The organism is Silanimonas sp., assembly GCF_044377035.1.
Taxonomy (GTDB): domain Bacteria; phylum Pseudomonadota; class Gammaproteobacteria; order Xanthomonadales; family Xanthomonadaceae; genus Silanimonas.
The window spans coordinates 25,671-47,740 of the sequence record NZ_JBILJW010000001.1 but is presented as its reverse complement, the minus strand read 5'-3'; the positions used below and the strand labels follow the sequence as shown (position 1 = coordinate 47,740).

Sequence of the window (22,070 nt, the reverse complement as noted above, 5' to 3'; positions counted from 1 at the left end):
GGGACGTTACTCGCCGTAGCCGAACTGGCGCAGCGCGGATTCGTCGTCCGACCAGCCCTCGCGCACGCGGACCCAAGTCTGCAGGAAGACGCGGCGCCCGAAGAGCTTCTCCATCGAGATGCGCGCGGCGCTGCCGATGGTCTTCAGCATCTCGCCCCCCTGCCCGATCACGATGGCCTTCTGGCCGTCGCGCTCGACCCAGATGATGGCTGCGATGCGCAGCTTCTCGCCTTCTTCCTCGAACTTCTCGATCTCGACGGTCGTCGAGTAGGGCACTTCCTGCCCGAGCTTGCGCATCAGCTGCTCGCGCACCAGCTCGGCGGCGAGGAAGCGCTCGCTGCGGTCGGTGATCTCGTCCTCGGCGAACAGCGGCGGCGATTCCGGCAGCACCGAGATCAGGCTCTTCACCAGCGGGCGCAGGCCGTCCTGCTTGCGCGCGGCGATGGGGTGCACGGCGGCGAACTCGCGGTCCTTGGTCACTTCGGCGATGAAGGGCAGCAACGCCCCCTTCTCGACGAGCTTGTCGACCTTGTTGATGACCAGCACCACCGGCACGCCGGCATCGCGCAGCACCTTGTAGGCGAGGGTGTCCTCGTCGGTCCAGCGCCCGGCCTCGACGACCAGGGCCGCGCCGTCGACATCCTCCACCGCGCCGCGGGCGGCCCGGTTCATGTAGCGGTTCATCGCGCGCCCGCTCTGGTCGCGGTGCAGGCCGGGCGTGTCCACCAGGGCGATCTGGCCGTCCTGGAAGGTGGCGATGCCAAGCAGGCGATGGCGCGTGGTCTGCGGCTTCGGCGAGACGATGCTCACCTTGGCGCCCACCAGCGCGTTGACGAGGGTGGACTTGCCCACGTTGGGGCGGCCGAGCACGGCGATGGTGCCGGCGCGGTGCGGGGTATCGGTATCGAGGGTGTCGCTCATGGCGGCAGTGTAGCGGCGCCGCGGCCCTTCGGATGGTCGCGCTCCAGCGCGGCCAGCAGGGCTTCAGCGGACGCCTGTTCGGCATTGCGAAGCGAGGTTCCCTCGCCCTCGACCTCGAGCAGGGGCTCGCCGGCCCGGGCACGGACGCGGAAGTGCCGCGAATGGTCGGGCCCGCGGGCCTCCACCAGCTCGTACTCCGGCCGCGCCCATTGGCGGGCCTGCAGCCATTCCTGGAGGCGGGTCTTCGGGTCCTTCTCGACCTTGCCAGTGGGCATGGCCGCCAAGCCCGCCTCGAACCACGGCAGGGCGACGGCACGGCAGGCCTCGAGCCCGCCATCGAGGTAGATCGCCCCGACCACCGCCTCGAGCGCGTCGGCGAGGATGGAATCACGGTGCTTGCCGCCGGACTTCATTTCGCCCGGGCCGAGCTGCAGCCGGTCCCCAAGGCCGAGGCCGCGCGCGATGCCGGCGAGGTTCGATTCCCGCACCAAGGCCGAACGGGCCCGGGTCAGGGCGCCCTCGTCGGCCTGCGGCCAGCGTTCGTGCAGGGCTTCCGCGATCAGCAGGGCCAGGACGGCGTCGCCGAGGAATTCCAGCCGCTCGTTGTGCGGCGCGCCGGCGCTGCGGTGGCGCAGCGCCGTGTCGAGCCGGGCCGGGTCGGCGAACCGATGACCGAAGCCGGCCTTCATGCGAGGACCGTCAACGCTGGCTGATCGGCGCCGAGTGCTGGAACTTGGCGACGAAATCGAGGTTGTAGATCAGCGGCTTGCGGATCTCGTAGTTCAGCACGAGGTTGAGCTGATCGCCGTCGCGGATCACGCGCACGAACTCCGGCTTGTAGGAGTACGCGTAATCGACCTTCATCTGGCGGTCCATCGCCTGCCTGATGGTTCCGGGATCGGCTGAAGTGGCCTCAGCCGCCACCTTGTTCACCGCGTTGCGGATCGAGTAGTACTCGATGTAGGTCGGACCGATCTTCATTCCCAGGAACAGGAAGAACCCGCCCACGATAAGGACGAGAATGAATCCAATAAAGCTGATGCCGCGCTGGCGATGGCGCATGGACAACCCCGGGGGTTTAGCGGATGACGTCGCCCATTCGACGCCAATCGAAGCTGTCCATGCAAGCCCAGTTCGAACAGTTCAGCCAAATGACGTCGGCGCGGCCGGCCAGGTTGGCCGCCGGGACGAAGCCCCAGAAGCGCCCATCGTCCGAGGCCACGCGGTTGTCTCCGAGGACGAAGTAGTGCCCTTCCGGCACCTCGTACTCGCCGTCACCGAAGGCCATCTGGCGCGGCCATTTGTCGAGGATGGCGTGCTCCTTGCCCGGGGCGAGGGCCTCGCTGACGCGGGTGGCGCCGGTCATCTCGATGGCCGCGGTGGCACCGCTTCCCACGTAGATTGCTTCCTCGCCATAGGCGATCGGCGTGCCGTTCACGGTCAGGCGGTTCTGGCGGATTCCGATGATGTCGCCGGGCAAGCCGATCACGCGCTTGATGTAGTCGGTGCCGACCGGCGGATCGCTGGCCACCGGCGGCTTGCGGCCCGGGTAGCGGAACACCACCACGTCGCCACGCTCCGGCGCGCCGGTGTCGAACAGCACGGTATTCGTCACCGGAAGCCGCACGCCGTAGGCGAATTTGTTGACGAGGATGAAGTCACCGATCAGCAGGGTCGGCATCATCGACGAGGACGGGATGCGGAAGGGCTCGTAGACGAAGCTGCGCAGGCACAGGACGATCGCCAGCACCGGGAACAGGGAGGCGAAGAAGTCGACCGTCTCGTTCGGCTTGCCGTCCGCGCCGCGGCGCTTGGCGAGCACCAGTTTGTCCACCAGCCAGAACGCGCCGCAGAGCAACGTCAGGGCGGTGAGGATCAGGGCGAAATCGAGCTTCACGCAGCGTCCTTATCTGGAGTTGTTGTCGACCGACAGCACCGCGAGGAAGGCTTCCTGCGGGATTTCCACCTTGCCGAACTGCTTCATGCGCTTCTTGCCCTCTTTCTGCTTCTCGAGGAGCTTCTTCTTGCGCGTGGCGTCGCCGCCGTAGCACTTGGCCAGCACGTTCTTGCGCATCGCCTTGACCGTCGAGCGGGCGATGATCTGCGAACCGACGGCCGCCTGGATGGCGACGTCGAACATCTGCCGCGGGATCAGCTCGCGCATGCGTTCGCAGAGGTCGCGACCGCGGCGGTCGGCGTGGGCGCGGTGCAGGATCATCGACATGGCGTCGACCTTGTCGCCGTTGATCAGCACGTCGACGCGCACGAACGGGCCGGCCTCGAAGCGCAGGAAGTGGTAGTCGAGCGAAGCGTAACCGCGCGACACCGACTTCAGGCGGTCGAAGAAATCCAGCACCACTTCGGCCATCGGCAACTCGTAGGCGATCTGCACCTGGCTGCCGAGGTAGGTGATGCCGATCTGGCTGCCGCGCTTCTCTTCGCAGAGCTTGATGATGTTGCCGATGTACTCCTCGGGCGTGAGGATGTTGGCGCGGATGATCGGCTCGCGGATTTCCTGGATCTTGTTCACCGCCGGCAGGCGCGCCGGGTTGTCCAGCTTCATCACCTCGCCGTCGGTCTGCAGCAGCTCGTAGACGACGGTGGGGGCGGTGGTGACGAGGTCGAGGTCGTACTCGCGCTCGAGGCGCTCCTGCACGATCTCCATGTGCAGCATGCCGAGGAAGCCGCAGCGGAAGCCGAAGCCCATCGCCTCCGAGCTTTCCGGCTCGAACTGCAGGGCGGCGTCGTTGAGGCGCAGCTTCTCGAGGGCCTCGCGCAGCGCCGGGTAATCGTCGGCCGCCGTCGGGAACAGGCCGGCGAACACGCGAGGCTGCATTTTCTGGAAGCCCGGCAGCGGCTTCGCTGCCGGATCACGCGCCGACGTCAGCGTGTCGCCCACGGGTGCGCCATGCACGTCCTTGATCGACGCGGTAAGGAAACCCACCTCGCCTGGAAGCAGCGCGTCCTTGAGCTTCCGCTTCGGCGTGAACACGCCGACGCTGTCGACCTCGTGCACGCGGCCCGTCGACATCACCTGGATCTTGTCGCCCTTGCGGATCTCGCCCTGCATGACGCGCACCAGCGAGACCACGCCGAGGTAGTTGTCGAACCAGGAGTCGATGATCAGGGCCTGCAGCTTGTCCGTGTCGCCCACTTTCGGCGGCGGGATGCGGGCCACGATCGCCTCGAGCACGTCGCGCACGTTGAGACCGGTCTTGGCCGAGATGGCCACCGCGTCCTCGGCGTCGATGCCGATCACCGCTTCGATCTCGCGCTTCGCGCGCTCGGTGTCGGCCGTCGGCAGGTCGATCTTGTTGAGCACCGGCACCACTTCGAGGCCCTGCTCGACCGCGGTGTAGCAGTTCGCCACCGACTGGGCCTCGACGCCCTGCGCGGCATCCACCACCAGCAGCGCGCCCTCGCACGCCGCCAGCGAGCGCGACACCTCGTAGCTGAAGTCGACGTGGCCGGGCGTGTCGATGAAGTTGAGCTGGTAGGTCTGGCCGTTCTTCGCCGTGTAGGGCAGCGAGACGGACTGGGCCTTGATGGTGATGCCGCGCTCGCGCTCGATGGGGTTCGAGTCGAGCACCTGAGCCTCCATCTCGCGATCCTCGAGGCCGCCGCAGAGCTGGATGATGCGGTCGGCGAGCGTCGACTTGCCGTGGTCGACGTGGGCGATGATCGAGAAGTTGCGGATGTGCTGCATGGGGTCGGTGCCGGGAAGACGGTGCCCGTTCGGGCAAGCCCACGATTGTCGCATACGGGCCTGCCCCGGGCGGCCTTCACGGCATGGGCAGCTCGACGAAGCCGGTGCTGCTGGCGTTGCGCACCAGCAAGCGCAGCATGCTGCCTGCCTTCACCTTGCCCAGCTCCGCATCGAAGGCCGCCGCCGTGCCCACGTCGCGGCCGTTGACGGCCAGGACCACGTCGCCGGGATTCAGGCCGGCCTGGCGGGCCAAGGCCGAGCCCACGCGGCTGATCCGCACGCCCTCGCCGGCCTGCAGGCCCAAGCGCTGGCGGGTGGCGGCATCCACCGCCTCCGTCGCCAGGCCCAGCGCGTTGGCCGGGGCGGCGGCCGGAGCCGCCGGTGCCGCCGGTGCGCCCGCCGTGGCGCCATCGAGGGCGTCGAGCGACACGACAAGGTCACGCCGACCGCCGTCACGCAGCACAGTCACCGTGGCGCGGCTGCCGGGGGGCAGCAGGCCCACCTGGGGCGGCAGGTCGGAGGCGGTGAGGATCTCGCGGCCGTTGAAAGCGGTGATGACGTCGCCCGGGCGGATGCCGGCCTTGTCGGCCGCGCTGCCGTTGTTGACGCTGTTCACGAAGGCCCCCACCGGGCGCGGCAGGCCCAGTTCCTGCGCCCGCTCGCGGGTGAGCTGGCCGATCTGCACGCCGAGCACGCCGCGGCGCACGGTGCCGTTCTCGCGCAACTGGCGCGCGGTGTTCATGGCCACGTCCACCGGGATCGCGAAGCTCACGCCGATGAAGCCGCCGGTGTTGCTGAAGATCTGCGAGTTCACGCCGACCACCTCACCCCGCACGTTGAGCAGCGGGCCACCGGAGTTGCCGCGGTTGATGGCGACGTCGGTCTGGATGAAGGGCACGTACTGCTGGCCCGGGTCGAGGCTGCGGCGGTTCACGCCGGAGACGATGCCGGCCGTCACCGAGTAGTCGAAGCCGAAGGGCGAGCCGATCGCCACGACCCATTGCCCCGGCTTGAGGCTGCGCGCATCACCGATGCGCACGGCCGAAAGGCCGGTGGCCTCGACCTTGAGCACGGCGATGTCCGACAGCGCGTCGGAGCCGACGATCTTCGCCTCCAGCTCGCGGCGGTCGTTGAAGCGCACGATCACCTTGTCGGCGCCGTCGATGACGTGGTGGTTCGTGATGATGTAGCCGTCGGCGCTGGTGACGAAGCCGGTGCCCTGCGAGACGCCGCCGCGCTGCTGCGGTTGGGGCATGCCGGGGCCAATGAAGCGGCGGAAGATCTCGGGGATCTCCTCGTCCTGGGGCTGGCCCTGTGCCTTGGCACCGCCGCCAGGCGTACTGGTGGCTTCGATGTTGACCACGGCCGGGGACACCTGCTCGACCAAGCGGGTGAAGTCAGGCAACTGCACGAGGGGTGCGGAGACCGGGGCCGGGGCCGCGGGCGTGGCGGTCTGCGCGTCGACAGCGGCCGGCGCCAGCAGCGCGGCGGCCAGCACGGGGACGAGGGGAAGCAGACGGACCGGGGTCATCATCGTGGGAGCTCCTTGGGGTCGGACTCGAGTTCGGAAGGGCAATCGGGGCAAGGCCGCACACGCAGCGGCGGCGAGGCATCGAGGCGCTTGGTCAGCAGGCCCGCAAGGAAAGTTCCCAGCAGCAGCCCGACGAGCGCGCCGGCATTCGCGGCGCCCCAACGAGCACCGACGGCATGGCCAAGGCCGACACCAGCGATGAGGGCGACGAGCGCCAAACCGTAGGCACGCATGGCGGCGTGGCGAAGGCGAGGCGCGGACACTTCCACATCGACGGCGTCGCCGGGCTGCAACGCCCTGGCGTCGTGCTCGAGGCGGACCACGCCGACATCGTCAGCAGCGAAGAGGCCGCAACGGCCGCCACACCCGACACAGCCGCGGCATTGGGATTCCGTCCAGCGCAAGGCCAGCTGCCTGTCCGCGGCGGAGACGACGACGGCGCGACGGCGGATCGCCTCCCCGGCGGCCAGTGGAGCCGGGGTCACTGCCGTGGCGGCGCGGCGGCCGGCACGCTGTAGTCCACGGTGTAAACGTCCTGTTCCGACGCGCTGCGCGGCCAGGGACGGCTCGGCGCATCGACGGCAGGCAGCGGCGCGAGCTGTTCGGCGGTCGGCTGCGGGGCGCGCACCAGCGGCGGCACGGCGGCCACAAGAGCGGCCGACGGGTTCGCTTCCGCGCGACGCGGTGGCATCGGCAACGGGGGGCTTGGCCCCGCCGGGAGCGCCGTCGCGACCGAGGGAACGGGCGCTTCGGCCATGAGGGTTGCGGCGTCGCCAGCCACCGGCACCGGATCGGACGGCCACGCCAAGACGGCCATCAGGCCCAGCGCCGCCGCCGTCGCCAGCCAGCGCAGCGAACCCGAACGCACGGGGACGGCGCCCGGGATCACGGGCGCGTCGGCAGCCCGTCGCGCCTCGTCCGCCGCGACCGCCACGGCCACGCGAGCCGGCAGATCCCCCACGGGACGCTGGTGAGGCTGGCGCCGGAGCGCGTCACCGATCACCTGCCAGCGGCCGACCTCGGCACGCAGCGACTCATCCCCCAGCAGGCGTTTCAGCACGAAGCGCGAGGCTTCGTCCGGAAGTGCGCCGTCGTGCCAGGCGCTCAACTGTTCGCGGAAGTCGTCGGGGCCGGCAGGGGCATTCGGGGACATCGGCGTACTCATGGGTTCAACAAGGGTTTCAGGCGGGCGTCGATCGCGTCGCGGGCGCGGAAGATGCGCGAACGCACCGTTCCGATGGGGCACTGCATCCGCTCGGCGATGTCCTCGTAGCTCAGGCCCTCGACCTCGCGCAGCGTCAGGGCCTCGCGCAATTCGGGGGCGAGGGCGTCCACGGCGGCCAGCACGAGGGATTCCATCTCGCTGCGAAGCGCCTCGTGCTCGGGCGTCGCGACGTCGTGCAGGCGCTCGGCCTCGCGGACGGTCGTGAGCTCCTCATCGTCGATGTCGTCGGTGGCCGGGCGGCGGCCAAGGCTGACGAGGTGGTTCTTGGCGGTGTTCACGGCGATCCGGTAAAGCCAGGTGTAGAACTGCGCATCCCCGCGGAACTGCGGCAGGGCGCGCCAGGCGCGGATGAAGACCTCCTGCACCACGTCCTCGGCCTCGGCCTCGTCGCGGATGTAGCGCCGCACCAGGGCCGCGATGCGGTACTGGTACTTGCGGACGAGCAGGTCGAAGGCAGAGCGGTCACCGGCTTGGACGCGTTGCACGAGTTGGAAGTCGTTGGGGTCGTCGCCCATCCCGGGCCCGCTCCTGGCTGCTTGGCGCCGGATCGGCCGCGGATGGAACGCGGACCTAGACCGGACTTTCGAAAAAAAGTTCCCGGCCGATTTGACCGGGGGAAAGTGCAGCCCGGATGATACCGGCCCATCACCCTACTCTTCCGTACGGACTCCCCATGTTCGAAGGTCTTCGCCTGCAGCATTGGCGCACCCAGGTGCGTCCGGACGGCATCGTCGTGCTCACCCTCGACCGCGCCGACCAGAACGTCAATGCGCTCTCCCGCGGCGTGCTCGATGAGCTCGCCTCGCTGGTCGAGCGCCTCGCCATCGAGAAACCCAAGGGCGTGGTGTTCTGCTCGGGCAAGGCCGCGGGCTTCATCCCCGGCGCCGACATCAAAGGCTTCGAGGCGATCCACGCCCGCGGCGAGACCTTCGACTGGATCCGCTCCGGCCAGTTGCTGTTCGACCGCATCAGCAAGCTGCCCTTCCCCACCGTCGCGGCCATCCACGGCCACTGCATGGGCGGCGGCACCGAACTCTCCCTGGCCTGCCGCTACCGCGTGGCCAGCAGCGCGGACAACACCCGCATCGGCCTGCCGGAAGTGAAGCTGGGCATCTACCCGGGCTGGGGCGGCAGCGTTCGCGCGCCGAAGCTGCTCGGCGCCCCCGCGGCCATGGACTTGATGCTCACCGGACGTGGCCTGCGCGCCTCGCAGGCCCGCGCGATGGGGCTGGTCGACAAGGTCGTCGAGGGCCCCTTGCTCGTGGATGCCGCCATCGAACTGGCGAAGAAGGGCACGCAGCGCCCGCTCAAGCAGCGCCTCACCGCCTGGGCCACCAACACCTGGCCGGCGCGCCAAGTGCTGGCCAACATGATGGTCAAGCAGGTGTCGCGGAAGGCCCGCAAGGAGCACTACCCCGCCCCGTTCGCGATGATCGAGGCTTGGCGCCGCAACGGCGTCAACAACGTCGGCAAGGCGCTGATGGCCGAGGCCAAGGCCGTTTCGAAGCTCGCCACCGGGCCGACGGCGATGAACCTTGTCCGCGTTTTCCTGCTGATGGAGCGCCTGAAGGGCCTCGGCGGCAAGGACCACGGCATCCAGCACGTGCACGTGGTGGGCGCCGGCGTGATGGGCGGCGACATCGCGGCCTGGGCCGCCTTCCGTGGCTTCAACGTGACCCTGCAGGACCGCGAGATGAAGTTCATCGAGCCGGCCCTGAAGCGTGCCGACGAGTTCTACGCAAAGAAGATCAAGGACGAGGCCAAGCGCGCCGAGACCCGTGCCCGCTTGCAGGCCGATGTTGAAGGTGCCGGCGTGGCCAAGGCCGACCTCGTCATCGAGGCCATCTACGAGAACGCCGAAGCCAAGCACGCGCTGTTCAAGAAGGCCGAGGAGACGCTGAAGCCCGGCGCCATCCTCGCCACCAACACCAGCTCGATCGCGCTGGAAATCCTGCGCGAGGGCCGCACCGACGCGGCGCGCTTCGCAGGCCTGCACTTCTTCAACCCGGTTTCGATGATGCCGCTGGTGGAAATCGTCCAGCACGACGGCCTAGACGCCGAGACCACGCGCCGCCTCGCCGCGTTCTGCAAGGCCATCGACAAGCTGCCGGTGCCGGTGGCGGGCACGCCGGGCTTCCTCGTCAACCGCATCCTCGCGCCCTACATGCAGGAAGCCATCCTGCTGTTCAAGGAAGGCGTGCCGGGTGCGGTGATCGACAAGGCCGCACTGAAGTTCGGCATGCCCATGGGCCCGATAGAACTCGTCGACACCGTCGGCCTCGACGTGGCCGCGAGCGTGGGCAAGATCATGGCGGCCTTCCACGGCCAGCCCCTGCCCGACGGGCTCACCGTCGAAGAAGGCAAGCGCGGCAAGAAGGACGGCCAGGGCCTGTACAAGTGGGAGAACGGCAAGGCCGTCAAGCCGCAGGTTCCCGCCGACTACAAGGCGCCCGACGATCTCGAAGACCGCCTGATCCTGCCGCTGGTCAACGAAGCCGTGAGCTGCCTCGCCGACGGCACCGTCGCCGACGCCGACCTTCTGGATGCCGGCGTGATTTTCGGCACCGGCTTCGCCCCCTTCCGCGGCGGCCCGATCAGCCACGCACGCGCCGCCGGCCCGGCCAAGCTGAAGGCCACGCTGGAGGCCTTGGCCGCCAAGCACGGCGACCGCTTCAAGCCGCGTCCAGGCTGGGACGCGCTCTGAGCCCGGCGGGGGGTGAAGGCGGCGCGAGCCGCCTCGCCCGTCCGCGTTGACACCTCTACAGGCCGCATCGACCATGCGGCCTTCGCTTTTCAAGGAGTTCCACATGCGTCTGACCCTGACCGCCCTCGCCGCCGCTTTGCTGCTCGCCGCCTGCGGGGGGCAAGCTGACGCGCCTGCCGACGACGCCGCCAAGCCGGACGGCAACGGCAAGCGCCAAGTGAACGTTTACAACTGGTCGGACTACATCACGCCGGAGACCCTCGAGCGCTTCACGCGGGAGACGGGCATCGAAGTGGTCTACGACGTCTATGCCGACAACGAGACGCTCGACGCGAAGCTCGTCGCCGGGCAGAGCGGCTACGACGTGATCTTCCCCTCGGCGCCGTTCGCGCAGCAGCACATCGTCAACAACCTCTACGCCGCGCTCGACAAAGCCGCGCTGCCGAACCTCGCCAACGTCGATCCGGCGCTGGCTGCCGGCCTCGCCGCCGCCGACCCGGACGGCACGCACATCGTTCCGTACATGTGGGGCACCACGGCGATCGGCTACAACAAACAGAAGGTCGCCGAAATCATGGGGCCGGACTTCGTGCTGGACAGCTGGTCGGCGATCTTCGATCCAGCCATCAGCGGCAAGCTCGCGAGCTGCGGCATCGCCATCCTCGACGACCAGCAGGAAGCCTTCTCCGCCGCGCTCTTCTTCCACGGCCGCGACCCGAACGGCATGGGCAACGGCGAGATCGAGCTCGTGCAACAGACCTACGCGCCGATCCGCCAGAACATCCGCTACTTCAATTCCAGCCGCTACATCAACGACCTCGCCGATGGAGAGATCTGCGTGGCGCTCGGCTACAACGGCGACGTGCTGCAAGCCCGGGCCCGTGCCGAGGAGGCCGGCACCGGCGTCGAGATCGCCTACGTCATTCCCAAGGAGGGCGCGATCCGCTGGTTCGACGTCATGGCCATCCCGGCCGATGCGCCGAACAAGGCCGAAGCGCACGCGTTCATCGACTTCATGCTCAAGCCCGACGTCATCGCGCCGGTCACGGAGTTCGTCGGCTATGCCTCGGCGAACGCACCGGCCAAGGCGCTGGTGAGCGAGGACCTCCGCAACGATCCGGCCGTGTACCCGCCGGAGGACGTGATCGGCAAGCTCGTCGACACACGCAAGCTGCCGCTCGAGGAGAACGACGCCCGGCAGCGCGCTTGGACGACCATCAAGAGCGGCAATTGAACCCATGAGCACGCCCGCGCGCCGGCAGGCCCAGGTCGATCCCTGGCAGGACCCGAACGCGGAGCCGATCCTCCGCATCGAGGGCGTCACCAAGACCTTCGGCAAGACCTACGCCGTGGACGATGTCTCACTCGACATCTTCCGCGGCGAGTTCTTCGCCCTGCTGGGCGGCTCGGGCTGCGGCAAATCGACCCTGCTGCGCATCCTTGGCGGCTTCGAGGTGCCGGACAAAGGCCGCGTGCTGATCGACGGCACGGACATGACCCACGTGCCGCCCTACGAGCGGCCGGTGAACATGATGTTCCAGAGCTACGCGCTCTTCCCGCACATGACCGTCGAGCAGAACATCGCCTTCGGCCTGAAGCAGGACAAGCGCCCGGCCAGCGAGATCGGTGACCGCGTGGCGGCGATGCTCGACCTTGTGAAGATGGGGCAGCTCGGCCGGCGCAAGCCCGACCAGCTCAGCGGCGGCCAGCGCCAGCGCGTCGCGCTCGCCCGCGCGCTGGCCAAGGCGCCGAAGCTGCTGCTGCTCGACGAGCCGCTCGGCGCGTTGGACAAAAAGCTGCGCGAACACACGCAGTTCGAACTCGTGAACATCCAGGAGCGCACCGGCACCACCTTCGTCATGGTCACCCACGACCAGGAGGAAGCGATGACGATGTCGACGCGCGTGGCGGTGATGGATGCCGGGCGCATCGTGCAGGTCTCCACGCCCTCGAACCTCTACGAGTACCCGAACTCGAGATTCGTCGCCGAGTTCATCGGCGCGGTGAACATGCTGCGCGGCACGGTCGTCGACCAGCAGGAGGAGCGGGTGCTGGTGCACTGCCATGACGTCGAGCTCGACGTCTGGGCGCGCTACGTGGAGCCCATCCCGATGGGCACCGACGTGAACGTGGCCATCCGCCCTGAGAAGATCGACGTCGCCGAAGCCGAGCCCCACGGCGTGGAGAACGTCGTGCGCGGCCGCGTCGTCGAGATCGCCTACCTCGGCGATGTCTCGATCTACCACCTGCAGACCGACGACGGCTTCGTCCTGCGCGTGCAGGAAACCCACGCCGCGCGCAGCGCCGACCCGCACTACAACTGGGGCGACGTGCTGTACCTCGTGTGGCACGCCCGCGACGCGATCGTGCTGACCGCCTGATGCAGCGCCCGGCCCCTCACGACGGCGGCGCTTGGTGGGACCTCTGGTTCCAGGTGGTCGTCGGCCTGTTCCGCCAGATCGGCGCACTCGGCCGCGAACTGCGCGGCAGCCGCGGGCGCTACGTGGTCATCGCCATCCCGATGCTCTGGCTGCTGGCCTTCTTCCTCGCCCCACTGCTGGTGGTGCTGAAGATCAGCGTCGCCGAACGCACCGGTGGGGTGCCGCCCTACTCCGACCTCGTGGCTATCGGCGAGCAGGGCCTCGTCCAGATCAACCTGAGCTTCAAGGGCTACGCGACCCTGCTCACCGACCCGCTGTACGTCGAGAGCTACCTGAACTCCCTGCAATTCGCCTCGATCTCGACGCTGGGTTGCCTGCTGCTCGGCTACCCCATCGCCTACGGCATCGCCCGCGCGACGCCCGCCTGGCGCATGTTCCTGCTGGTGCTGGTGGTGCTGCCGTTCTGGACCAGCTCGCTGCTGCGCACCTACGCCCTCACCGGCCTGCTGCGCGACAACGGCATGGTGAACCAGCTGCTGATGGCGATCGGCGCGACCGACGCGCCGATCCGGCTGATCGACACGCCGTTCGCGGTGTATGTCGGCATCACCTACAACTACCTGCCCTTCATGGTGCTGCCGCTGGTGGCGAACCTGATGCGGCTCGACTTCACCCTGCTGCAGGCGGCGGCCGACCTCGGCGCGAAGCCGTGGCGCGCCTTCCTCTCGGTGACGCTGCCGCTCTCCTTGCCGGGGATCATCGCCGGCTCGCTGCTGGTGTTCATCCCGGCGGTCGGCGAGTACGTCATCCCCGCCCTGCTCGGTGGCCCGGAAGCCCTGAGCATCGGCTCGCGGATCTGGGAGGACTTCTTCAACGCCCGCAACTACCCGCTGGCTGCGGCGGTGGCCGTGGCGATGCTGGTGTTGATCGTGGTGCCGATGCTGCTCTTCGAAGCCTCGCAGGAACGCCGCGCCGAGAAGGAAGCGCAGCGCACATGAACCAGCGCCGCCCCTTCATCCTCTACACGCTGATGGCCTTCGGCTACGCCTTCCTGTACCTGCCGATCGCCAGCGTCGTCGCGTTCTCGTTCAACGAGACCCGCTCGGTGAGCCTGTGGAAGGGCTTCTCGCTGCAATGGTATGGCCGGCTGCTGGAGAACCAGGCGGTGATCGACGCCGCCCTGCTCTCGCTGCTGATCGCCGCCATGGCCTCCACGCTGGCGGTGGTGATCGGCACGATGGCCGCCCTCGCGCTCTCGCGCTTCGGGCGTTTCAAGGGCCGCGGCATGCTCTCGCTGCTGAGCTCCGCGCCGCTGGTGATGCCCGACGTGATGCTCGGCATCAGCGCGCTGTTCCTCTTCATCACCCTGCAGCAGCTCGTCGGCTGGCCGGAAGGCCGCGGCATCGACACCATCACCATCGCGCACGTGACGCTCTGCGTCTGCTACGTCACCGTGGTGGTGCGCTCGCGGCTTGCGCAGACCGACCACAGCCTCGAGGAAGCGGCGATGGACCTCGGCGCGCGGCCGTGGAAGGTGTTCTTCCTGGTGACCTTGCCGCTGATCTGGCCGGCGCTGTTGGCCGGCTGGCTGCTCGCCTTCACCTTGTCGCTGGATGACGTGGTCATCGCCAGCTTCACGTCGGGCCCGGGCTCAAGCACCTTGCCCGTGCTCATCCTCTCGAAGGTGCGCTTCGGCGTGACGCCGGAGATCAACGCGCTGGCCACGCTCATCATCGTGGCGGTGTGCATCGGCGTCAGTCTCGCCGGCTGGATGATGCATCGGAACGCCCGACGCGCCGTCTGAGCGCGTCAGCGGCACCACTTCGGCACGCGACGACGTGCATACGTATTCAGCATACGAATACACCGGTTAGAGCCTAGGCTCTAAACCGAGCAAGCCCCCCGGTCCTGCTCACCGACGCGCCTGGAACTCAGGGCCGGGCGTCGTGCAGACGTTCCACCCAGGACGCACCGCAGTCGCAAGGATGGCCGACCCGGCCCGTGCTCGAAGCGCTCCCTCCCACGTTTGGAGCCACAACGATGATCTCTCGTGCTTTCCGCCCGTTCCGGGCGCTCCGTGCTTCGTTCCGCACCCTCGCCTTCCTCGTCTTGGCGGCGATCGCCGCACCCGCAGCCCAGGCCGACGCCATCCTCCACGCCTTCAACTGGCGCTATGCCGACGTGCAGGCGCGCGCCGACCAGATCCGCGATGCCGGCTACCGGATCGTGCTGGTCTCGCCGGCCTACAAGAGCGAAGGCAGTGCTTGGTGGGCGCGCTACCAGCCGCAGGATTTCCGGCTGATCCACAACCCGCTGGGCGACACCACCGCCTTCCGCAACATGGTCACGGCCCTGCAGCAACGCGGCATCCGCGTGTACGCCGACATCGTCATGAACCACATGGCGAACGAGGCGTTCAAGCGCAGCGACCTGAACTATCCGGGCAGCGCCGTGCTGTCGACGTACGCGGGCAACGCCACCTACTACAACGGCATCCGCCTGTTCGGCGACCTCCGCAACAACGTGCTCTCGGGCAACGACTTCGGCCCGGCGCGCTGCATCGTCGACTACAACAACGTCTGGGAAGTGCAGAACTACCGCCTCTGCGGCGGCAGCGGCGACGCCGGCCTGCCGGACCTCGTGGGCAACAGCTGGGTCGTCGCGCAACAGCAGCAGTACCTGCAGGCCCTGAAGAACCTCGGTGTGAAGGGCTTCCGCATCGATGCCGCCAAGCACATGCCGGCGAGCTTCATGAATGCCGTTCTGACCCCGACGATCAAGTCGGGCATGCACGTGTTCGGTGAGGTCATCACCGGCGGCGGTGCCGGCAACGGCGAGTACGACCGGTTCCTCGCGCCCTACCTGCGCGACACCGACCACGCGGCCTACGACTTCCCGCTGCACAACCAGCTGCGCAGTGCCTTCGGCTTCGGCGGCCGCATGAGCCAGTTGGTCGATCCGTTGGCCGTCGGACAGGCGCTGCAACCCTCGCGCGCGATCACCTTCACGATCACGCACGACATCCCGAACAACGGCGGGTTCCGCTACCTGATCATGGACCCGACCGACGAGACGCTGGCCTACGCGTACATCTTCGGTCGCAACGGCGGTGTGCCGATGCTGTACTCGGACAACAACGAGAGCGGCGACAACCGCTGGGTCAACGCGTGGAACCGCAGCGACCTGAAGGCGATGGTGCGCTTCCACAACACCGCGCAGGGCACCGACCAGCAGGTGCTGGCCTCCGGTGACTGCCACCTGATCTTCCGCCGCGGCGACCGCGGCATCGTCGCCATCAACAAGTGTGGGAACTCGGTGGCCGTGCCGGTGAACATGAACAACAGCGTGCTCTGGTGGAACACCGACTACCGCGACGCCCTCGACAGCATGAGCGTCGTCCGCATCACCAATGGCACCTACACCTTCAACCTGCCGCCGCGCCGCGCGCGGATGTGGCTGCGCTGACCGCCCTGCGCCGCGTCGGGTTCAACCGGCGCGGCGCCCCATCGGCTGCGCTTGCACCGCCGTCGAACGCTGCCGCTCGTAGACGTACACCGTCGCGGGCGGCACGTTCCACCAGGTAAAGCTCACGCGTCGAGAGGTGAGTTTGAGATCGTCGAGCACCTCGCGGGCCACCGGGCTGGCCGGGCCGTAGGTGAACTGCACGAAGCGTCCATCCGGGCGCAAACAGGCGAAGGCTTCGGAGACGATGTCGCGCTGCAGCGGCCGCGGCATCGACAGCAGGCCGAGGCCCGACACCACCGCATCGGCGGGGCCGCCGTCGAGGAACCCACTCTCCCGCGCGATGCGCTGCACGTCGGCCGCATTGGCGAGGTGCAGGTGGATGTCCGGGAAGCGCTGGCGAAGCGTCATGTGCATCGCTTCGTTGAGCTCCAAGACCATCAGGTCCGCAGGCGCGATGCCATGGCGGAGCAACTGCTCCGTGATCGCCCCCGTACCACCACCCAGCTCGATCAGGCGGGTGGACTTCGGCGGCAGCGCCGCGATCATCTGGCGCGCCAGTTGCGGGCTCGACGGCGACACCGCTGCCACGCCCAGCGGGTTCTTCAACCATTGCCGGAAGAAGGCCCAGCGGGCGAGGCGGTCGTCGGCAGTCGAATCGCGCATGAATGACCGCATCGGGAGTCGGGGCCCCCAGCATGCCACGGCAAGGCTTCTGCTAGGTTTAAGGAACCCCTGAATGGATTCGGAGCCCCCCATGCCCGCCCTTCTTCGTGCCGCGGTTGCTGTTGTCGGCCTGATGGCCCTCGCGCCCGCGCATGCGGACGTCCCCGCGCAAGCCACGTCGTCCACCTGCTTCCCCGCCGCGTCCATCACGGCACTCACCGTCCTCGATCCGCACGCGATGGACGTGGCCGCCGACGGTCGTTTCTACCGGCTCGACCTCGACCCGACCTGCGCCGGCGTCAAACCCGGCGAAGCCGTCCAGATCGCGTCATCCGCAGGCCCGATCTGCGCCGATGGCCGCAGTGCGGCCGTCACCGCCGCGGCGATCTGCCCCGTGCAGGCCATCCGCCCGACGAGTTCTCCGGCCGATCGATGCTTCCGCATCCGCGACGTGCGCGGCTTCGCGGTGATGCGCGAGGAGAAGGTGGCGATCACGTTGCGCGGCGGCGGCAAGCGCCTCGTGCAGGTGGACACGGCCTGCCCCCAGCTCGACCGCCTCGAGGAATTCGACCTCGTCTCCGGCGCCCGCGACGGCCGGATCTGCGGCCATCCGCAGGACGCCATCATCGGCCGGCCCGGCGAGGCCTACCTCAGCGGCATGGCCAAGCAGTTCACCGTCAATGATTTCCGGCCCTGCAGGATCATGAGCGTCGAGCCCATGACCACGGACGACGAGGCGGCACCGCCCACCGACGCCCGGGACTGACCGTGGCCTCCGGCGGACCGCGCCTCAGTCGCGCGGCCGTCCGCGGTGCAACAACCAGGCGCGGTGGATGCGCGGGTTGCGTTCGAAATCCGGCCCAATGGTGTCCGGCGTGATTTCCTCGATCTCGGCGAACTTCGCGATCGTCTCGAGCTCCGGCTTGAAGCGGCGGAAATTGTTCGAGAACAGCAGCACGCCACCGGGCGCCAGCCGCCGCATCGCCGCGCCCAGCAGGTCGACGTGGTGCTTCTGCACGTCGAAGTCGTCCTTGTCCTTGCTGTTCGAAAAGGTCGGCGGGTCGCAGAAGATCAGGTCGTACTCGCCCTTCTCGGCGCGCAGCCAGCTCATCACGTCGGCCTTGACATAGCGGTGCTGCGGGCCGACCTGGCCATTGATGGCCATGTTGCGTGCCGCCCATTCGAGGTAGGTGGAGCTCAGGTCGACCGACGTGGTGCTGGCCGCACCACCGACCGCGGCGTGGACGGTCGCGGCGCCGGTGTAGCAGAACAGGTTCAGGAAGCGCGCGTCCTTCGCTTCCTCGAAGATGCGCGTGCGCAACGGACGGTGGTCGAGGAACAGGCCCGTGTCGAGGTAGTCGAACAGGTTCACCTCGAGCCGTACCGCGCCCTCGCGAACGTAGAAGGCTTCCTGCCGCTCGTCCATGCGCCCGTACTTGCTGCCGCCCTTGCCGCGGGCGCGGGTCTTGGTGGCGATGTGTTCCTTCGGCACGCCGAAGACGTCGCGCAAGGCCGCGAGCAGTTCGCCGAAGCGGCGGCGTGCGTCGTGCTCCGCCACGCTCGCCGGCGGCGCGTACTCCTGAACGTGCAGGAAAGTGCGCGCCTCGCCGTCGTCCTCGGCGTAGACATCGACGGCCGCCGCGTACTCGGGCAGGTCGGCATCGTAGGCGCGGAAGCAGGTGACGCCCTCGCGCTCGCGCCAGCGCGCCGAGTGCTTGAGCGTCTTGCGCAGGCGGTTGGCCACCATCTGCGCGTTCTCGTTCAGCGCACGCGCCTCGCCCTCCACGCGCGGCGGCGGCGGTGCGAAGGATTCGCAAGCCAGCAGGCAGCACTCGAGGGCGCCGTTGCTGATGGCATAGCGCTTCCGGGCGCGCAGGCGCGTGGCATGGGCCAGCGCCTCGCTGCCGCAAAGGATCGCGCCGCGCCACTCGGGCACCGCCTGCTGCAGCGCGGAGCCGATGGCGGCATACAGGGCTTCGTCGGCGGCCAGGCGCTCGTCGTAGGGCGGATTGCAGGCGACCACGCCGGGCCCTTCACAAGGGCGCTGCAGATCGGCGATGTCGCCAGTCCGGAAGTCGATGGCATCGAACACGCCAGCCGCTTCGGCGTTGCGTCGCGCCTGCTGGACGATGCGCATGTCGAGGTCGACGCCGAAGAAGTGGGCCGGCAGCGATGCTCGGCGGTCACGCGATTTCGCCTCGTCGACCAGCCGCTGCCAAAGCGCATGGTCGAAGCCCCGCCAGCGCGTCGGCGGCTCCTCGCCGTGGCGCAACAGGCCGGGCGCGGTATCGGCGGCGATAAGCGCCCCCTCCACCAGCAGCGTGCCACTGCCGCACATCGGGTCGAGGAGTGCCAGCGGCGTCCCGGCGGCGTCCGCGGCGGCCAGCGCTTCGCGCGTCCATCCGGCGCGTGCCAGCACGGCGCAGGCGAGGTTCTCCTTCAGCGGCGCATCGCCCTGCCCTTGCCGCCAGCCGCGGCGATGCAGTGGGCCGGCGAGGTCGACCGAAAGGATCGCCTTGCCCTTGCGCACCACGAGGTCGAGGCGCAGGTCGGGGTTGTCGACGTCCACCGAGGGCCGCGTACCGGTGTCGAAGCGCAGCCGGTCGACGATCGCATCCTTGACCCGCTGCGCCGCGTAGCGCGAATGGTTGAAGCCGGGGCCGGAGACCGTGGCGTGCACGGCCAGCGTGCCTTCCGGCTCGAGGTGCTCGCGCCAGTCGATCGCGTGCACCGCGGCATACAGGTCGTCCTCGCTGGCGCAGTCGAATTCGAGCAGCGGCCACAGCGCGCGGCTGCCGAAGCGCGACCACAGCGCGCAGCGCAACAGGCTCTCCGCCTCGCCTTCCACGTTCACGCCGGACTGCGCGGCGGTGGCCTTTTCGGCGCCGAGCGCCAACAGCTCGTCGGCCAGCAGGTATTCGAGGCCGCGGCCACAGGGCACGAAGTACTGCATCAGGCGTCCACCCGCTTCAGGAGGTCGGCGAAAGCGCTCGCGCTGTACTCGACGTGCGCAGCGAGGCGATGCGAATCATCCACCAGTCGGAGCTCGGCCTTGCGGGCGGCGCACCAGTCGATGACGGCGGCGGCCGGGATCAGTTCGTCGTCCCAGCCGTGCACCACCATCGTCGGAAGGGACGCCGGCGCTTGCAGCGGGGTCGGCCACCAGCCCGGCATGGCGATCGGCGGCGCCATCAGGAACAGGCCCAACAGCGTCGGGACGGTGGACGAGGTGCCGTCAACGCCGCCCGCCAGATGCCCCGCCACTTCGCCGCTGATGAAGGCGCCCATGCTCGAACCGGCCAGCACCAGCGGCCCGGTGTGGACGCGAGCGAGCGCCTGCAGCCGCGCAACGCGCGCCGCGATGTCCTCGGGGCGACGGCCGGCATCGAGGTCGCGATAGTCCGGGCGTTCATGGGTCCAGCCGAGGTGTTCGGCGACCTGCGCCAAGGCCGAGACCTTGGTGGCCTCGGGGCCGCTTTCGAGGCCATGCGACAGGATGACGTGGCCTCGGGCCATGCGGGTTTCACTCGTGAAGCGCGGCGCCAGGGCGCCAAGGGTCGCGATGCTAGCATCCGGCCCATGGCCGACCCTGACTCCGCGCCCTACCAGCCGCTGCCCTACACCGAGCGCCTGCCGCGACGCGACCCCGCCAGCATCGACCTCGTGGTCATGCACTGCACTGAAACGCCCACGCTCGCCAGCGCGCGTGAATTCGGCGAGCGCGTGCTCTACCCCGACACCGGTACCGGTGCTTGCGGCCACTACTACATCGACCGCGACGGCACGCTCGTCTGCTACGTCGAACCCGAGCGCATCGCCAACCACGTGCGGGGATGGAACCCTCGCTCGATCGGCGTCGAGATCGTCAACACCGGCCGCTACCCGCACTGGTACGACAGCCGCCACCAAGCGTTGGACGAGCCCTACACCGAAGCCCAGATCGCCGCGCTTCTCGCGCTGCTGGCCGACCTGCGCGAACGCTTTCCGTCCCTCCGCTTCATCGCCGGCCACGAAGACCTCGACACCGCGCGGGTGGAAGCCAGCGACGACCCGTCACTCACGGTGTGGCGCAAGCGCGATCCCGGGCCGCTGTTTCCGTGGGCACGGGTGCTCGAGGCCTGTGGGCTGGAGCGCCTGAAGCCCTGAACAGGGCGAACGCTATACTTCGCGGCCGCGATCCAACGCCGATGCCCCCATGACCCACCCCGTCGTCGCCGACCTCGTCCAACTCCTGCAGCTAGAGCGCCTCGAGGACAACCTCTACCGCGGCCAAAGCCGCGATATCGGCACGAAGTTCGTGTTCGGCGGGCAGGTGATGGGGCAGGCCCTGGCGGCTGCGCAGGCCACGGTCGACGCGGCCCGGCACGTGAACTCCCTGCACGCCTACTTCCTGCGTCCCGGCGACATCGAGGCGCCGATCGTCTATTCCGTCGACCGGACGCGGGACGGCCGCAGCTTCAGCACGCGGCGCGTCACCGCCATCCAGCACGGCCAACCGATCTGCGTGTTCGCCAGCTCTTTCCATATCGAGGAACCGGGCGCCGAGCACCAGATCAACAAGCCCGAGGTCCCCGATCCGGAAGACCTCGAGCCGATGGTCATGCCCGCGCCGGAGTTGCTCGCCAAGCTCCCGCCGATGATGCAGCGCTGGCTGTCGCGGCAGGTGCCTTTCGAAGTGCGCCCGGTCTATCCGCGCGACGAGCTGAAGCCGGCCAAGCGCCCGCCCTACCAGCAGGTCTGGTTCCGGCTGATCGACCGCGTGGACGACACGCCCCTGCTGCACCGCGCGCTGCTCGCCTACGCGTCGGACTTCCACCTGCTCGGCACCGCCACCCTGCCGCACGGCATCAGCTACTACGACCCGCGCGTGCAGATGGCGTCGATCGACCACGCGATGTGGTTCCACCGGCCGTTCCGCGCCGACGACTGGCTGCTCTACGCGCTCGACAGCCCGACGGCCCAAGGCGCGCGCGGCCTCGGCCGCGGCAGCATCTATTCCCGCGACGGCCGCCTGGTGGCCAGTACCGCGCAGGAAGGCATGATCCGCATCGTCGAGGGCGAGGACTGATGCGCGAGGTCTACCGCTCGCTGCGCGTGGAACAGGTCGAGGGCGCGGCGACCCTGCTCAACGAGGCCGGCATCGAGACCAGCATCCAGAACGGCCGCTCGTACAAGGGCGGCCGGCGGCGGAATTTCAGCTTCCGCGAGACGCCGGATTCCGCGAAGGCCGCGGTGCTCTATGTCACCCACAACGGCGATCTTCCGGAAGCGCGCCGGCTGCTGCGCGAGGCGGGGCTCATGGAGCCCGGCCAGCGCGAAAGCTATCTCCCGCAGGAACTGCAGTTCCAGCAGCGCGAAGAAAAGAAAGGCCGCATCGATGCGCGACGCCTGCGCACGGTGCTGCTGATGATGATCGTGATCATCATCACGCTGTTCACGTTCTTCGGGCCCTACCTCGCGCGCTGAGCGCGAGC

General features: G+C 68.7%; 22 protein-coding genes. 10 read left to right on the top strand and 12 right to left on the bottom strand.

Translation table 11 applies throughout. The annotated features are described in order from the left end of the window. Positions 1–6 precede the first annotated feature (6 nt). The 9 genes from era to rpoE form a co-directional block, all read right to left on the bottom strand. Positions 7–921: a GTPase Era gene (era, locus tag ACIQ6S_RS00265; protein ID WP_397571964.1), complete on the bottom strand. Its 915-nt coding sequence runs from the start codon at positions 919–921 to the stop codon at positions 7–9. Continuing rightward, complete coding sequence (rnc, locus tag ACIQ6S_RS00260) at positions 918–1,610, bottom strand: ribonuclease III (protein ID WP_397606581.1); 693 nt, start codon at positions 1,608–1,610, stop codon at positions 918–920. Before rnc ends, era begins: the two co-directional genes overlap by 4 nt. 10 nt (positions 1,611–1,620) lie before the next feature. After that, on the bottom strand, positions 1,621–1,902 hold the full coding sequence (locus tag ACIQ6S_RS00255) for a DUF4845 domain-containing protein (protein ID WP_397606580.1): 282 nt from the start codon (positions 1,900–1,902) through the stop codon (positions 1,621–1,623). A gap of 97 nt (positions 1,903–1,999) precedes the next feature. Next, entirely contained in the window at positions 2,000–2,818 is an 819-nt protein-coding gene (gene lepB, locus ACIQ6S_RS00250) for a signal peptidase I (protein WP_397606579.1), read from the bottom strand. 9 nt (positions 2,819–2,827) lie between these two features. Continuing rightward, the gene (lepA, locus tag ACIQ6S_RS00245; protein ID WP_397606578.1) at positions 2,828–4,627 is read right to left on the bottom strand and encodes a translation elongation factor 4; all 1,800 of its coding nucleotides are present in this window, start codon (positions 4,625–4,627) and stop codon (positions 2,828–2,830) included. A gap of 76 nt (positions 4,628–4,703) precedes the next feature. Then, positions 4,704–6,203, bottom strand: a complete 1,500-nt coding sequence (locus tag ACIQ6S_RS00240) for a Do family serine endopeptidase (RefSeq protein ID WP_397606577.1) — start codon at positions 6,201–6,203, stop codon at positions 4,704–4,706. Further along, positions 6,158–6,643 carry a SoxR reducing system RseC family protein gene (locus tag ACIQ6S_RS00235; RefSeq protein ID WP_397606576.1) on the bottom strand — a complete coding sequence of 162 codons (486 nt, stop codon included), beginning with the start codon at positions 6,641–6,643 and terminating at the stop codon, positions 6,158–6,160. The genes ACIQ6S_RS00240 and ACIQ6S_RS00235 overlap by 46 nt, the downstream gene beginning before the upstream one ends. After that, positions 6,640–7,311: an RseA family anti-sigma factor gene (locus ACIQ6S_RS00230; RefSeq protein WP_397606575.1), complete on the bottom strand. Its 672-nt coding sequence runs from the start codon at positions 7,309–7,311 to the stop codon at positions 6,640–6,642. The genes ACIQ6S_RS00235 and ACIQ6S_RS00230 overlap by 4 nt, the downstream gene beginning before the upstream one ends. A gap of 8 nt (positions 7,312–7,319) precedes the next feature. Further along, positions 7,320–7,898 (bottom strand): RNA polymerase sigma factor RpoE, encoded by a 579-nt coding sequence (rpoE, locus tag ACIQ6S_RS00225; protein ID WP_397571957.1) that lies wholly within the window; start codon positions 7,896–7,898, stop codon positions 7,320–7,322. A 158-nt stretch (positions 7,899–8,056) separates the two neighbouring features. Here rpoE and ACIQ6S_RS00220 point away from each other — a divergent pair, with 158 nt between their 5' ends. The 6 genes from ACIQ6S_RS00220 to ACIQ6S_RS00195 all read left to right on the top strand — a co-directional run bounded on the left by ACIQ6S_RS00220 (position 8,057) and on the right by ACIQ6S_RS00195 (position 15,933). Next, positions 8,057–10,087, top strand: a complete 2,031-nt coding sequence (locus ACIQ6S_RS00220; protein ID WP_397606574.1) for a 3-hydroxyacyl-CoA dehydrogenase NAD-binding domain-containing protein — start codon at positions 8,057–8,059, stop codon at positions 10,085–10,087. A gap of 103 nt (positions 10,088–10,190) precedes the next feature. After that, on the top strand, positions 10,191–11,321 hold the full coding sequence (locus ACIQ6S_RS00215; protein ID WP_397606573.1) for an extracellular solute-binding protein: 1,131 nt from the start codon (positions 10,191–10,193) through the stop codon (positions 11,319–11,321). Between the two features lie 4 nt (positions 11,322–11,325). Continuing rightward, the gene (locus ACIQ6S_RS00210; protein ID WP_397606572.1) at positions 11,326–12,468 is read left to right on the top strand and encodes an ABC transporter ATP-binding protein; all 1,143 of its coding nucleotides are present in this window, start codon (positions 11,326–11,328) and stop codon (positions 12,466–12,468) included. Positions 12,469–12,608: 140 nt separating this feature from the next. After that, on the top strand, positions 12,609–13,466 hold the full coding sequence (locus tag ACIQ6S_RS00205) for an ABC transporter permease subunit (RefSeq protein WP_397606738.1): 858 nt from the start codon (positions 12,609–12,611) through the stop codon (positions 13,464–13,466). After that, a complete protein-coding gene (locus ACIQ6S_RS00200) occupies positions 13,463–14,272 on the top strand; it encodes an ABC transporter permease subunit (RefSeq protein ID WP_397606571.1) in 810 nt (269 codons plus the stop codon). Before ACIQ6S_RS00205 ends, ACIQ6S_RS00200 begins: the two co-directional genes overlap by 4 nt. Before the next feature lie 236 nt (positions 14,273–14,508). Continuing rightward, positions 14,509–15,933, top strand: coding sequence for an alpha-amylase family protein (locus tag ACIQ6S_RS00195; protein WP_397606570.1), 1,425 nt, complete (start codon positions 14,509–14,511; stop codon positions 15,931–15,933). 21 nt (positions 15,934–15,954) lie between these two features. Here ACIQ6S_RS00195 and ACIQ6S_RS00190 read toward each other — a convergent pair whose 3' ends face one another. After that, positions 15,955–16,596, bottom strand: coding sequence for a class I SAM-dependent methyltransferase (locus tag ACIQ6S_RS00190; protein ID WP_397606569.1), 642 nt, complete (start codon positions 16,594–16,596; stop codon positions 15,955–15,957). Between the two features lie 91 nt (positions 16,597–16,687). Between ACIQ6S_RS00190 and ACIQ6S_RS00185 the strand changes: the two genes are divergently transcribed. Further along, positions 16,688–17,362 (top strand): hypothetical protein, encoded by a 675-nt coding sequence (locus tag ACIQ6S_RS00185; RefSeq protein WP_397606568.1) that lies wholly within the window; start codon positions 16,688–16,690, stop codon positions 17,360–17,362. 24 nt (positions 17,363–17,386) lie between these two features. On the opposite strand, the gene rlmKL is transcribed toward ACIQ6S_RS00185, so the two are convergent. Further along, entirely contained in the window at positions 17,387–19,549 is a 2,163-nt protein-coding gene (gene rlmKL / locus ACIQ6S_RS00180) for a bifunctional 23S rRNA (guanine(2069)-N(7))-methyltransferase RlmK/23S rRNA (guanine(2445)-N(2))-methyltransferase RlmL (RefSeq protein WP_397606567.1), read from the bottom strand. Then, on the bottom strand, positions 19,549–20,112 hold the full coding sequence (locus ACIQ6S_RS00175) for a hypothetical protein (RefSeq protein ID WP_397606566.1): 564 nt from the start codon (positions 20,110–20,112) through the stop codon (positions 19,549–19,551). Before ACIQ6S_RS00175 ends, rlmKL begins: the two co-directional genes overlap by 1 nt. Positions 20,113–20,175: 63 nt before the next feature. Between ACIQ6S_RS00175 and ACIQ6S_RS00170 the strand changes: the two genes are divergently transcribed. From ACIQ6S_RS00170 to ACIQ6S_RS00160, 3 genes are read left to right on the top strand one after another with little or no spacing between them, the layout of a single operon-like run. Beyond that, positions 20,176–20,742, top strand: coding sequence for an N-acetylmuramoyl-L-alanine amidase (locus tag ACIQ6S_RS00170; protein WP_397606565.1), 567 nt, complete (start codon positions 20,176–20,178; stop codon positions 20,740–20,742). A gap of 49 nt (positions 20,743–20,791) precedes the next feature. Continuing rightward, positions 20,792–21,664 (top strand): acyl-CoA thioesterase II, encoded by an 873-nt coding sequence (tesB, locus tag ACIQ6S_RS00165; RefSeq protein ID WP_298342114.1) that lies wholly within the window; start codon positions 20,792–20,794, stop codon positions 21,662–21,664. Continuing rightward, positions 21,664–22,062: a hypothetical protein gene (locus tag ACIQ6S_RS00160; RefSeq protein WP_397606564.1), complete on the top strand. Its 399-nt coding sequence runs from the start codon at positions 21,664–21,666 to the stop codon at positions 22,060–22,062. The genes tesB and ACIQ6S_RS00160 overlap by 1 nt, the downstream gene beginning before the upstream one ends. Positions 22,063–22,070 lie beyond the last annotated feature (8 nt).

What these genes read in the sequence shown, in the direction of transcription:
- era (WP_397571964.1), bottom strand. Translation starts at nt 921, where the DNA reads ATGAGCGACACCCTCGATACCGATACCCCGCACCGCGCCGGCACCATC.
- rnc (WP_397606581.1), bottom strand. Translation starts at nt 1,610, where the DNA reads ATGAAGGCCGGCTTCGGTCATCGGTTCGCCGACCCGGCCCGGCTCGAC.
- ACIQ6S_RS00255 (WP_397606580.1), bottom strand. Translation starts at nt 1,902, where the DNA reads ATGAAGATCGGTCCGACCTACATCGAGTACTACTCGATCCGCAACGCG.
- lepA (WP_397606578.1), bottom strand. Translation starts at nt 4,627, where the DNA reads ATGCAGCACATCCGCAACTTCTCGATCATCGCCCACGTCGACCACGGC.
- ACIQ6S_RS00230 (WP_397606575.1), bottom strand. Translation starts at nt 7,311, where the DNA reads ATGTCCCCGAATGCCCCTGCCGGCCCCGACGACTTCCGCGAACAGTTG.
- rpoE (WP_397571957.1), bottom strand. Translation starts at nt 7,898, where the DNA reads ATGGGCGACGACCCCAACGACTTCCAACTCGTGCAACGCGTCCAAGCC.
- ACIQ6S_RS00220 (WP_397606574.1), top strand. Translation starts at nt 8,057, where the DNA reads ATGTTCGAAGGTCTTCGCCTGCAGCATTGGCGCACCCAGGTGCGTCCG.
- ACIQ6S_RS00215 (WP_397606573.1), top strand. Translation starts at nt 10,191, where the DNA reads ATGCGTCTGACCCTGACCGCCCTCGCCGCCGCTTTGCTGCTCGCCGCC.
- ACIQ6S_RS00210 (WP_397606572.1), top strand. Translation starts at nt 11,326, where the DNA reads ATGAGCACGCCCGCGCGCCGGCAGGCCCAGGTCGATCCCTGGCAGGAC.
- ACIQ6S_RS00205 (WP_397606738.1), top strand. Translation starts at nt 12,609, where the DNA reads ATGCTCTGGCTGCTGGCCTTCTTCCTCGCCCCACTGCTGGTGGTGCTG.
- ACIQ6S_RS00200 (WP_397606571.1), top strand. Translation starts at nt 13,463, where the DNA reads ATGAACCAGCGCCGCCCCTTCATCCTCTACACGCTGATGGCCTTCGGC.
- ACIQ6S_RS00195 (WP_397606570.1), top strand. Translation starts at nt 14,509, where the DNA reads ATGATCTCTCGTGCTTTCCGCCCGTTCCGGGCGCTCCGTGCTTCGTTC.
- ACIQ6S_RS00190 (WP_397606569.1), bottom strand. Translation starts at nt 16,596, where the DNA reads ATGCGCGATTCGACTGCCGACGACCGCCTCGCCCGCTGGGCCTTCTTC.
- ACIQ6S_RS00185 (WP_397606568.1), top strand. Translation starts at nt 16,688, where the DNA reads ATGCCCGCCCTTCTTCGTGCCGCGGTTGCTGTTGTCGGCCTGATGGCC.
- rlmKL (WP_397606567.1), bottom strand. Translation starts at nt 19,549, where the DNA reads ATGCAGTACTTCGTGCCCTGTGGCCGCGGCCTCGAATACCTGCTGGCC.
- ACIQ6S_RS00175 (WP_397606566.1), bottom strand. Translation starts at nt 20,112, where the DNA reads ATGGCCCGAGGCCACGTCATCCTGTCGCATGGCCTCGAAAGCGGCCCC.
- ACIQ6S_RS00170 (WP_397606565.1), top strand. Translation starts at nt 20,176, where the DNA reads ATGGCCGACCCTGACTCCGCGCCCTACCAGCCGCTGCCCTACACCGAG.
- tesB (WP_298342114.1), top strand. Translation starts at nt 20,792, where the DNA reads ATGACCCACCCCGTCGTCGCCGACCTCGTCCAACTCCTGCAGCTAGAG.
- ACIQ6S_RS00160 (WP_397606564.1), top strand. Translation starts at nt 21,664, where the DNA reads ATGCGCGAGGTCTACCGCTCGCTGCGCGTGGAACAGGTCGAGGGCGCG.